This is a genomic window from Nostoc sp., assembly GCF_036918245.1.
Lineage (GTDB): Bacteria > Cyanobacteriota > Cyanobacteriia > Cyanobacteriales > Nostocaceae > Nostoc.
In genome coordinates this window covers 273,223-284,221 of record NZ_JBALEF010000080.1, presented here as the reverse complement: position 1 = coordinate 284,221, position 10,999 = coordinate 273,223, and the positions used below count along the sequence as shown (strand labels likewise).

Here is a 10,999-nt window from a genome sequence, read left to right as displayed (position 1 = left end):
GTACTTCAACACGACTTTCAAGTACTTCAACACGACTTTCAAGTACTTCAACACGACTTTCAAGTACTTCAACACGACTTTCAAGTACTTCAACACGACTTTCAAGTACTTCAACATGACTTCGAGGTATCTGTTGCTTATATAGCAGTCCTAAATCATTCGTGAGAATTTGAGATCGTTTTAACCCCCCTGTAATTCCACGCCAGATGCTTCAAGTCGGCAAAGCCGCCCAACGCACTGGCTCCCCTTGGTAAGCTACGGTGTATACACAAGTCTGAAATAGCTTACTCAACTGGTTTTTCGCGTCAGTTTTACCCCACCCTAACCCTCCCCGTATGTATTGGGGAGGGAACAAGGCCCTTTGTGGAGAGGCGCGTATTTACCTAGTATGAGTCCGCATTTACTAGTCATAATTTTGACTTCCCATAGATATCTATTGTTGCCCCATGACTGCCGCTTTACAATTAGCGAAAAGGATAAAGCCTGTCGCAGGCATTGCCTCTCTCTTTTTGGCAGAGGTATTGTTTTTCACCGTAGACAAGTTTTTTAATATCCCGAATGGCTCAAGTAGGAGTAAACTACGACATAGTTTACTTGGTAATACTGAGCAATGTATAGAAAGACTAAAAGATTTACTGCTATTTTTCTATTGGTGTTTTCTCTGGTTGTTTCTATCAACTTTTCTGCGATCGCTCAAGATAGTTCAGGTATCCCATCTGTGAATTTTGCATCGTCTCGTGCTTGTTATGTTCCTGCGACTCTCAGAACTGAACGAGTCATTGCTGATAACGATCGCAGCCAAGTTAAGATGGGCGATCGCATCAGGGTAAAAGTTAAAGGATTGTCAGCAGCAACCACAAGTGCAACGCCTAAAGGCAATTTATTCGATCCTCGCCAATTAGTGTTGTACCTAAATGGCTATCAGCTAGAGAATGTCCACGGAGAACCAGTCAGCGTCATGGAGGAGGGTGAAGATCAAAAGAAAACTCTTAATAATGATTGGTTAGCTTTTGGGCTTGAACGTACTGATGTATCTGAAACTGCATGGAATTCACTGCTTGGTGGCAGGCCTAAACCCAATATTAATGCGATCGTTGGGGTAGGCTGTCCCGGCAAAGTTGCGATTCTAGTGAGCGATCCTCTGTCACCTCCTCAATTAAAAATAGTTCTGTTTTCGTGGCGATTTTGGCTGTGTCTGCTTCTAGTTCTAGCTATTGTCTTGATATTTATCAGATATGGTCGAGACAGTCTACGTAGCTCTGGAATAGAAGGAATTTACTCTAAAAAAGAAGTAATCAATGGTCAGGAAATGTCGATTACAAAAGAGTTTCTACCTGAAAAGGAAGCTCGTTCGGGAATTGCTAAGTTTTTTCTTGGTTCAAATGAAGAATATAGAAATCCCTTCAGCTTATCGATATCTCAACTTGCTTTCTGGACATTTCTGATTTTTTTTGCTTACCTGATTATCTACGGCATAACAGGAGATTACACTAATATTTTAACTGGACAATCACTAGTTTTATTAGGAATTAACTCTGTAACTGCATTTGCTACTTCGTTAATTGATGGGCAGGGTAATGAGAAAAATAGAAAAGGTAGTCAAGGCGTTTCGGAAGGGTTTTTCACCGATATATTATCAGATATTAATGGAGTCAATTTTCATCGCTTCCAAACATTTATTTGGACAGTTGCCATCGGACTATTTTTTATTTGGGAGGTGATTAAAAATCTAGCCATGCCAGAATTTGATGATACACTTCTGGCGCTACAAGGAATCAGTGCTGCAACATATCTTGGACTGAGAGGGCAAGAGCAGCATGGTATGACAAAAGATCCAGAATCTCCATCCACCTTACCAGACAATTCGCTGGAAAACGATGCTTCGATTCCTCCTAGCTAAATCTTAGAGAGTCATCTGGGCATTAGATGTTGAATCTTTGGCTAGTTTTGAAGGTTTGTAGTAAGCACTTTAGTGCTTAGAAGATAAGGACTTCAGTCCTTACTACAAACTTGTTAATATGGGGAATAATTTAAAATATTATGATCAGCTAGATTTGCAATCATACCTTGTATGGTACTTCTGCACGTACTTTCAGATTTCATCGACTGCGATTTTGCGATCAGCGACTCATCTTGTAGCTATTGGTACGAAGGGCGTTGTCCGCAAAGTAGCGTAGGCGTAGCCCGTCGTAGACATCGCCTAAAATTACCCCGCACCTCAATGTCCGAAGCGATCGCCCAGGGACTAATGCAACATCTTGCTAACAATGACTGTTATTCTCGTGAAGGCAAGATGTATGGAATACTATTGGTTGAACTGCCTAATGGCGAACAACGGGTACTAAAAGCTTTTTCTGGTCTTTTGAATGGTTGCAGTGTGGTTGAGGGCTGGGTGCCGCCAATTCCAGGAAGAGACGAAGTTGCTTTCGAGGAAGCCCGTACTTTGGCTGAGTTGGACGCGATTAAGCAAGAAATTATTACTTTGAAGCAACTGACCGAACGCCAGCAGTATGAAATCCTGTTTAATGACTTTGAGCAGCAGTTACAAGCAATGAGCGATCGCCATCGCTATTGCAAACATCAACGACAGGAAAAACGTCAGCAAATCTGCAATACACTCTCTCCTGAAGCACTTACGATTGCCCTTGAACAACTCGACGAAGAGAGTCGTCAGCAGGGAATTGAGCGACGACAACTTAAACGTCAGCAAAATGCCGTATTACAGCCCCTCCAACAGGTAATTGCAGCGACGGATGCGCGAATTAGCGAACTGAAACAACGGCGTAAAGCACTGTCTTGTCAATTGCAAGCTCAGATGCACGCTAGCTACAGCCTGACTAATTTTTCCGGGCGATCGCAATCATTGCAACAATTAATGCCAGGAGGTTCGCCCACTGGTACAGGAGACTGTTGTGCCCCAAAGCTGCTTCATTATGCGGCAACACATAATCTAAAACCCCTAGCAATGGCAGAATTTTGGTGGGGTACGTCTTCCGTAAATCAGGATAAAATTCCGGGAAAATTTTATGGAGCGTGTGCCGAGCGATGTCAGCCATTGATGGGGTTTTTGCTCTCAGGCTTGAAACCTCCCTTGCCAGTTAGGGAAAAGGCAGTAAGAAGCCCCTCCTACCCTGATAAGGGAAGGGTTTGGGGAGAGGTCACTTTACCCATTATTTATGAAGACGAATGGCTGATTGCTGTAAACAAACCTGCTGGATTACTTTCAGTACCCGGTCGTTATCGTGATCGCCAAGATAGTGTCTTGAGTCGCTTACGTCATTTGTTACCGGATGGCATGGCGCTTATATCTGTGCATCGCTTAGATCAAGAAACTTCCGGGATTTTGTTGTTGGCACGCGATCGCCAAACCCATCGGCAACTCAGCCAGCAGTTTCAGCAACGCCAGATTCACAAGGTTTATGAAGCCATACTTTCCGGTGCTGTGACAGTTGAGCAAGGTAAAATTGACTTGCCACTGTGGGGAGATCCTGAAAATCGCCCCTATCAAAAAGTTGATTGGCAGCATGGTAAACCTAGCTTGACACATTTCCAGGTAATAGCCAGAGAAGGAGACTACACCCGCGTAGAATTTACGCCGCTAACAGGACGCACTCATCAGTTAAGGGTTCATGCAGCCGATGTGCAAGGACTTGGGATAACTATTTTAGGCGATCGCCTTTATGGATGCCGTGCAGTTACTAGTTGGTTACATCTGCACGCCAGAGAACTTCGCTTCAAGCATCCACAGTTAGAAAAAACCCTGCATTTACAAGCAATTACGCCCTTTTGACGCATCATATTACAGCAGATTTCAAGTTGGTGAGGTACACAACGATTCGTTTGTTACCCGTTTTACTCCTGTTAGCGCAGCACATTCTCAATTCTGAATTCTGCTGTATGTCAGCTTGATTCATTGAAATCCCAACAACCCCAAAGAGCTAAAACTACGCTTTATCTCCCCTAACAGCTAGCCTATTGCTTTTTAAATTTGTATGTGATAATTTCTGCTTGTAGTTAATTCACCGGTTATCCGACCAACTTGTAGTATTTATAAAAATTAATATAACAGCAAAGAGGCTTCCCAATAAAAATATCCAACTACAAATAATTGTGAGACACCCCAGAAAATTGGATGATTTATTCCTTGGAAATACCCAAATGAGCGTAAAAAACAAGAGTGCAGGAGTTGACCTCTAGACTCTGATTCTTGTCTTTTATTTAATAAAAGGAGCAGAAAGGCAGGGGAAGCAGGGGAGAATAATTTTCTCGTTCCATAGCTCAGTAAGAGAATTCTCCCAGTCCCCAATCTGGCGATCGCAAATCTAAAATTCAAAATTACATGACTAAAGTATTCATTCTCGATGCCAACAAACAACCGTTATATCCAGTACGCATCAGCCATGCTAGGCTACTATTGTCACAAGGTAAAGCTACCGTATTTCAGCGATATCCTTTTACTATCATTCTGAAGGAGTCCCTTTCTCATCTAAAACTTGAGCAACTTGGCTTTAAAATTCATCCTGGTATTAAAATAAATCGTAATTGAATTCTTAACTACGAACTTGTACTGAGCGTAGCCGAAGTATTACGACTTAGTAATTAGTTAATCTTAGTCGCCTCCTAAACAGAGGAATATAGATGACGAACCACACTATTTTAGAACCGTTACCAGAAGACCAATGGTTTCTTGAGAGCCAGGAACTACGATCCTTTGTAGCAACAGTACGGGAAATTAGCGCTAGCACTGTTGACGATCGCACACAAACTCTCGCTAGACTAGAACCCTATTTTCAAGAACTCCTTGCCCAACAGCAATGGCTACCGGAAAAGTTTGCCCAAGTCAATCCCGAAAGCCGGATGGGTGGCGGTATTGGCCAGTGGCTACTTTATCGCGCTAAAGACCGTTCCCTGTCAGTATTCAGTTTGGTAATTCCCCCAGGTTCAACGACTCCTGTCCACGATCATTTAGCCTGGGGATTGATTGGTTTATACAACGGTAATCAAGAAGAAACAGTCTATCGCCGTGTAGATAGCGGTGATGCTGAAGGACACGCGCAATTACAAGTAACTGAAGTGCGATTGCTTCAACCAGGAGATATCTACCGCCTCTTACCCCCAGATGGTGATATCCACGCCGTCAAAACCACATCCCAGAGCGCATCTGTATCGATCCATGTCTTAGGTAATGATACTGGTTGTATTTTGCGTCACCAGTTCATCCCAGAATCTCACAGCGTCAAATCTTTTCGCTCTGGATATTCCAACGCTCCCTGTAAAGAAGAAGAAAAAGAATATGTCCAGTTACATTAGACCACAGCCCCCTGTATTCGAGCGAGTTGAAGACGAACGCCTCCACCGCAAGCAACGTCTCGCCGCTGCCTTTCGCCTGTTTGGTAAGTTTGGGTTCAGCGAGGGAATCGCAGGCCATATTACGGCTCGCGATCCGGAGTTTACAGACCATTTTTGGGTCAATCCATTCGGGGGATACTTCGGTCATATCCGAGTTTCTGACCTGATCTTGGTTAACAGAGAAGGTGAGGTGGTTAAAGGCGATGCTGAGGTAAATCAAGCTGCTTTCGCCATCCATTCTCAGATTCATGAAGTTAGACCTGATGTAATCGCAGCAGCTCACGCCCATTCACTTTATGGTAAAGCCTGGTCTAGTTTGGGGCGTCTTCTTGACCCCTTGACCCAAGATTCTTGTGCTTTTTACGAAGATCATGCCCTGTTTGACGATTTCACAGGTGTTGTTTTAGAAACTTCTGAAGGTCAGCGACTGGCGCAAGCCTTGGGACCAAAGAAAGCCATAATCCTACGTAATCACAGCATTTTAACTGTGGGACATACAGTCGATGAAGCTGCCTTCTGGTACATTAGCTTAGAGCGATCGTGTCAAGCCCAACTGCTAGCAGAAGCTGCGGGTAGACCCACTACTATCAAACATGAAACAGCCCGTTTAACACAAACTCAAGTGGGGTCACATGTAAGTGGGTGGTTCAGTTTCCAGCCCCTTTACGACCGGATTGTGCGCGAAGAACCTGATTTGCTAAATTAGTGCTGTGTTTTTTGGCACTGGGATATTAACAATTCAAAATTCAAAATTCAAAATTATTCGCGCCGCATCTCGTAGAGAAGAGAGTTAGATAAGGGGATTTAAACCCCGACTGTAGCTTGCTTGTCTAGTAGGGTAACTGAACTGAGCGGAGTAGCTCCGACTCCGCCTCCCAGCTATTTATTGTCAATTGAACCTAAATTTATTTATATACTCCGGTAAACCTATAAGTTTATAGTATTATTGTAGCTCAGAGAAATCATTTTGATGATTAACCAAATCTTTCGCCGTTTTATTGCCAAGTGGATATCGTTGATAAAATTCAGGAATATCCCCTTTAACAACCAACATAAATTATTCTTTTCTCCTTTGCCAACAGTGGGGGCTTTTGTTACGGGTCTTTGTCTGAGCCTGCTATTTGCTGCTTGTTCATCGACACCGACTGTTAATGCCCCTAATCCCAGTGCCACATCTGTTAGCAATTCTGCTTCTAGTAAAGCAACAGTAGTCAGATTTGGCTATCAAAAATCGACCATTTTGCTGAGAACTAAGGGTGTTTTAGAAAAGCGTTTAGCACCAGAAGGTATTACTGTACAGTGGACTGAATTTCAAGCGGGGCCACAACTACTAGAAGCGATGAATGTGGGTAGTATTGACATCGGCCCTGTGGGAGAATCACCGCCAATATTTGCTCAAGCAGCGGGGACATCACTAACTTATGTTGTTGGGACTGCGGCTACTCCAGCTAGTTCAGCAATTCTTGTTCCTCAAAATTCACGAATTCAAAAACTTACTGACCTTAAAGGTAAAAAAGTTGCCTTTCAGAAAGGATCTAGTGCCCATTTATTGTTAGTCCAAGCTTTAGAAAAAGCCGGATTAAAATATACAGACATTGAACCTAAATATTTGGCTCCAGCTGATGCCCGTGCTGCATTTGTGAAAGGGAGTGTAGATGCCTGGGTGATTTGGGACCCATTTTATGCAGCGGCTCAAGAGGCAACTAAAGCCAAAGTCCTGATTGATGGCACAGGAATTAATAAACAGGGAGGATATTATTTGATGACCCGCAAATTTGTCACTGAAAATCCCCAAACTGTCAAGGCAATACTGGAAGAAATTAAAAATCTAGAAGAATGGTCTAAACAGAATCGAGAAGAAGTAGCAAAAACTCTTGCACCTGTGTTAGGAATTGATTTAGAAACGATGAAAAAAGCAACTAACAGGCGGACTTTTGGGATTGTACCAATTGACGATAATCTAATAAATCTACAACAAGGTGTTGCGGATACATATTATAAATTGAAGTTAATTCCCAAAGAGGTAAATGTGAAGGATGCAGTGTTGACAAAAGAAGAATATGCTGCATTATCACCAAAAACTTAAATTGGTGCAATGAATCAGGTGTAGGGAGATACATCTGTACATCCCTACAAATGGGATTGATGTTAGGAATAAAACAACTGACAATTTTTGAATTTTGAATCCTGGAATTGATTATGACTAATCCTACAGAATTACTGCGATCGCGCTACGGTGAAATTCCCTTCAACCCCGAAATTGAATGGAATGATTCGCTAACAGCACTATTATCTCACCGTTCAATTCGGTCTTATCTATCCGATCCTTTACCACCGGGAACTCTGGAATTGCTAATTGCAGCCGCCCAATCTGCATCTACTTCCTCAAATTTGCAAACCTGGAGTGTGGTAGCAGTCGAAGATCAACAGCGCAAAGAGGAGTTATCCAAGCTAGCGGGAAACCAAGCACATATTAAGCAAGTGCCTTTATTCTTGGTTTGGTTAGCAGATTTGGCGCGTCTAAGTCACGTTGCTGACAGTCGCGGCATATCTCATGATGCACTGGAATATTTGGAAATGTTTGTGATGGCAACAATCGATGCAACATTGGCGGCACAAAACGCCGCAGTTGCAGCCGAGTCACTCGGTTTGGGAACAGTATATATTGGCGGAATCAGGAACCGCCCGCAAGAGGTAGCACAGATATTGAATTTGCCCTCCTCTGTGTATGCTGTATTTGGGCTGTGTGTGGGTTATCCGAATCCAGAAGTAGAAGCGGCGATTAAGCCAAGGTTGCCCCAGTCAGCGATACTGCACCGTGAAACCTATAAATTGGCAGAACAAGAAGAAGCGATCGCTCACTACAACGACATCATCAAAGAATTCTATACTGAACAAAAGATGAATGTTGATGGCGATTGGTCAGAACACTCAGCCCAGCGCATCGCAACTGTTGAGGCTTTGAGAGGACGCGATCGCTTGCGTGAAGCTCTCAATAATCTCGGCTTCAAGTTACTGTAAATTAAGAAGAATCAAGATTATGGATTTGCAACTCCGTGGCAAAGTCGCCTTAGTGACAGCTGCTAGTAAAGGTTTGGGCAAAGCTACAGCGAGGCAATTTGCCCGTGAGGGTGCAAAAGTTGCCATCTGCGCCCGCAGTGAATTAATTGACAAAACTGCTGCAGAGATTGCAAGCGAAACAGGTACAGAAGTGCTATCTCTGCGTGCGGATGTTACTAGTCAAGAAGATATTGAACGGGTAATTAACGCCACAGTCGAAAAATTCGGCGGGTTGGATATCCTCGTTACTAACGCCGGAGGCCCACCTGCTGGCACTTTTGACGATATTGATTTGGCAACTTGGGAAACTTCGATCGACTTGACTTTGCTGAGTGCGGTACGTCTAATAAAGTACGCCTTACCTCACTTACGCCAATCTACCGCACCAGCAATTCTGACCATTACCTCAACCTCAACTAAACAACCAGCCGAAAATCTGGTTTTATCTAATTCCATTCGATTAGCAGTGATTGGTTTAACGAAAACTCTCAGCCAAGAACTGGGTAGCGATAAAATTCGCGTCAACAGCATTCTACCAGGCTGGACATATACAGAACGGGTAGAAGAATTGCTCAATGCCCGCATTAGTAAAAGTGGTGAAACCAAAGAAGCAGAAATTGCTAGAATCAATGGGACTGTTCCTTTGGGTCGTATCGGGACACCAGAAGAGTTTGCCAATGTTGCGGTATTTCTGAGTTCACCAGCAGCCTCATTTGTGAATGGAGTCATGTTGCAAGTAGATGGCGGAATTATTCAAAGCACATTTTGAGCGGCTTGATTAATAAAAAACAATGAGCGGCGATACTGAGTTTAAACCACAGACTTTTCGCCTTTTCAAGCGTGCCATTCACCTGGGACACCTTGCTACGGCACCGATACTTCGCTGCCGTCTGGGTTGCTCTGGAATGTCCAGGTACCACCCGATCGGAAGGTCGAACCTGTGCCAAAGGTGTCCTCCATATACTGCATGTAGGTGACTAAGCCATTCTTCACCTTCGCCAAGACAGAGAAGGGAGAGATGAACGTTTTATCGAGTTTCACCGAATGGACGGTGAAGCTGCCAAAGACAGCGACGTTCTCACCTTCGCCAAATATCTGCTGAATATCGAACTCCTCGATCTTCCAAAAGGTATTGAGTTCCTGGAAAACTTTGAGGACGCTGGCCGGACCATCTTTATGCGTGCCTGCCCAAGGCATAAGCTTTTTTAGGTCGGGATTATCATAGGTGAGTGATACGTAGATGGCGTCAGGGGAGACGAGTCGGTTGACGACCTCAGGGTTGGTGGGGTCTTTGAGAAGGGCTTGAACGATTTCTACGTTGGTGTTTGACATGGGTGTGTTCGTTTTCAGTTACAGTTGGTTTCTAGTAGTGATTCTGCGGCAAGTCAGTGCCTCGGAAGAACTCTTCGGGCCCCGCGATTCGCGGGGAAGACGCATTCAATCTTTGATGAATTCAGCTAGAAGAGCAACCACCTCAGGGCCGGATTCTTCCATCAGCCAATGACCAGATTCCGGCAAGATAACGGCCCTGAATTTCTTTTTATCTTCCACGAAACGTGCCGCCATTTGCTTGGGCAATACGTCTCCTACGCCCTTGCCACCGCTAATCGACATGGATGGAATTCTAATCAGCTTATTAGCGGATAGCAGTGCTTCGTTCTGTTTGATGGATTCAGAGTGAAATCTGTAGTAGCCGCTAAAAGCAGCGTGCAAATTTTCGATCCTCGAGTAAGGCTCAATTAGTTCGTCGAGTAACGCATCAGTGAAAATATCCTTTTTCCCGGCATAGCTTTGTATAAAGTAAGCCATAAACAGTTTAGGGTCGTTCGATATCAATTTTTCGGCGATATCCCCGTAGCTAAAAAAGCCGAAATGCCAACCAAGGCCAGGACCTTTCGGGGTGTAGCCCGGATAGGTCCACATCGCCTTGTCCGGAATTGGCGAATCCATGAATACGACTTTTTTGATGTAATCCTGGTTGTTGGCGACCATTGGATAAGAGGCTGTATTGCTCAGATCATGGGAAACATATATGATGGGCTCTCTCGTCAATTTCTTGATGGCTGTCAACAGATAGCTGGAGAGAGCCTGTGCGCTATACCCAGTCTGGGAGGCTTCCGATTGCCCAAGTCCGGGCAAATCGATGGCAATGACCTGGTGCGTGCCAGCAAATGCTTTCAGGGCGGGTTCCCACATTTTCCAGGTCGAACCAAAACCGTGGACAAACACGATGGGACTGCCCGATCCGGCGCTGACGTAGTGCAGCTTGATGCCGTTACTCTCCACGTAGTCACTCTTAAACCCGGCTGGATAGGCATATTGCCCGCGACGCTGCTCTTTTACCCTGGCGAGGGCCAGCTTGGACATGGCAGCTGGTGTATCTATCGATGGTGGACTGACTTCTTGAGCTACTGCACTGAGTGGAGCAAGAGCAAGTAACACGGCAGACAAAGTCAAACTCAGGCGTTTATTAATTCCGTTCATAATTAGTCTTCACTTGGTTCCTATGGGTGTCTGCCCAAGGTATGAGCTTTTTCAAGTCGGGATCATCGTAGCTGAACGATACGTAGACAGCGTCAGGGGAGACGAG

10 protein-coding genes are annotated in these 10,999 nt (G+C 44.4%); 8 read left to right on the top strand and 2 right to left on the bottom strand.

What is annotated here, in order from left to right; all coding sequences use genetic code 11:
• Window positions 1-610 precede the first annotated feature (610 nt).
• From V7L12_RS23115 to V7L12_RS23080, 8 genes are all read left to right on the top strand, one after another.
• Window positions 611-1,900 carry a hypothetical protein gene (locus V7L12_RS23115; protein WP_335087853.1) on the top strand — a complete coding sequence of 430 codons (1,290 nt, stop codon included), beginning with the start codon at window positions 611-613 and terminating at the stop codon, window positions 1,898-1,900.
• Between the two features lie 171 nt (window positions 1,901-2,071).
• Window positions 2,072-3,790 carry an RluA family pseudouridine synthase gene (locus V7L12_RS23110; protein ID WP_335087851.1) on the top strand — a complete coding sequence of 573 codons (1,719 nt, stop codon included), beginning with the start codon at window positions 2,072-2,074 and terminating at the stop codon, window positions 3,788-3,790.
• A gap of 549 nt (window positions 3,791-4,339) precedes the next feature.
• Complete coding sequence (locus tag V7L12_RS23105; RefSeq protein ID WP_322666382.1) at window positions 4,340-4,546, top strand: RRXRR domain-containing protein; 207 nt, start codon at window positions 4,340-4,342, stop codon at window positions 4,544-4,546.
• A gap of 92 nt (window positions 4,547-4,638) precedes the next feature.
• A complete protein-coding gene (locus V7L12_RS23100) occupies window positions 4,639-5,310 on the top strand; it encodes a hypothetical protein (RefSeq protein WP_335087849.1) in 672 nt (223 codons plus the stop codon).
• A complete protein-coding gene (locus V7L12_RS23095) occupies window positions 5,294-6,055 on the top strand; it encodes a class II aldolase/adducin family protein (protein ID WP_335087847.1) in 762 nt (253 codons plus the stop codon). The genes V7L12_RS23100 and V7L12_RS23095 overlap by 17 nt, the downstream gene beginning before the upstream one ends.
• A 264-nt stretch (window positions 6,056-6,319) precedes the next feature.
• Window positions 6,320-7,435 (top strand): sulfonate ABC transporter substrate-binding protein, encoded by a 1,116-nt coding sequence (locus V7L12_RS23090; RefSeq protein WP_335087846.1) that lies wholly within the window; start codon window positions 6,320-6,322, stop codon window positions 7,433-7,435.
• A 113-nt stretch (window positions 7,436-7,548) separates the two neighbouring features.
• Window positions 7,549-8,370 carry an NADPH-dependent oxidoreductase gene (locus V7L12_RS23085; protein WP_335087844.1) on the top strand — a complete coding sequence of 274 codons (822 nt, stop codon included), beginning with the start codon at window positions 7,549-7,551 and terminating at the stop codon, window positions 8,368-8,370.
• A 19-nt stretch (window positions 8,371-8,389) separates the two neighbouring features.
• Window positions 8,390-9,178 carry an SDR family oxidoreductase gene (locus V7L12_RS23080; RefSeq protein WP_335087842.1) on the top strand — a complete coding sequence of 263 codons (789 nt, stop codon included), beginning with the start codon at window positions 8,390-8,392 and terminating at the stop codon, window positions 9,176-9,178.
• Window positions 9,179-9,273: 95 nt separating this feature from the next.
• On the opposite strand, the gene V7L12_RS23075 is transcribed toward V7L12_RS23080, so the two are convergent.
• Both V7L12_RS23075 and V7L12_RS23070 read right to left on the bottom strand, forming a co-directional pair.
• The gene (locus V7L12_RS23075; RefSeq protein WP_335087840.1) at window positions 9,274-9,741 is read right to left on the bottom strand and encodes a nuclear transport factor 2 family protein; all 468 of its coding nucleotides are present in this window, start codon (window positions 9,739-9,741) and stop codon (window positions 9,274-9,276) included.
• Between the two features lie 105 nt (window positions 9,742-9,846).
• The gene (locus V7L12_RS23070; RefSeq protein ID WP_335087838.1) at window positions 9,847-10,893 is read right to left on the bottom strand and encodes an alpha/beta fold hydrolase; all 1,047 of its coding nucleotides are present in this window, start codon (window positions 10,891-10,893) and stop codon (window positions 9,847-9,849) included.
• Window positions 10,894-10,999: the final 106 nt, after the last annotated feature.

Excerpts from the sequence above, each read along its gene's own strand:
- V7L12_RS23105 (WP_322666382.1), top strand. The coding sequence starts at position 4,340 with ATGACTAAAGTATTCATTCTCGATGCCAACAAACAACCGTTATATCCA.
- V7L12_RS23070 (WP_335087838.1), bottom strand. The coding sequence starts at position 10,893 with ATGAACGGAATTAATAAACGCCTGAGTTTGACTTTGTCTGCCGTGTTA.
- V7L12_RS23100 (WP_335087849.1), top strand. The coding sequence starts at position 4,639 with ATGACGAACCACACTATTTTAGAACCGTTACCAGAAGACCAATGGTTT.
- V7L12_RS23080 (WP_335087842.1), top strand. The coding sequence starts at position 8,390 with ATGGATTTGCAACTCCGTGGCAAAGTCGCCTTAGTGACAGCTGCTAGT.
- V7L12_RS23095 (WP_335087847.1), top strand. The coding sequence starts at position 5,294 with ATGTCCAGTTACATTAGACCACAGCCCCCTGTATTCGAGCGAGTTGAA.
- V7L12_RS23085 (WP_335087844.1), top strand. The coding sequence starts at position 7,549 with ATGACTAATCCTACAGAATTACTGCGATCGCGCTACGGTGAAATTCCC.
- V7L12_RS23115 (WP_335087853.1), top strand. The coding sequence starts at position 611 with ATGTATAGAAAGACTAAAAGATTTACTGCTATTTTTCTATTGGTGTTT.
- V7L12_RS23110 (WP_335087851.1), top strand. The coding sequence starts at position 2,072 with ATGGTACTTCTGCACGTACTTTCAGATTTCATCGACTGCGATTTTGCG.
- V7L12_RS23075 (WP_335087840.1), bottom strand. The coding sequence starts at position 9,741 with ATGTCAAACACCAACGTAGAAATCGTTCAAGCCCTTCTCAAAGACCCC.
- V7L12_RS23090 (WP_335087846.1), top strand. The coding sequence starts at position 6,320 with ATGATTAACCAAATCTTTCGCCGTTTTATTGCCAAGTGGATATCGTTG.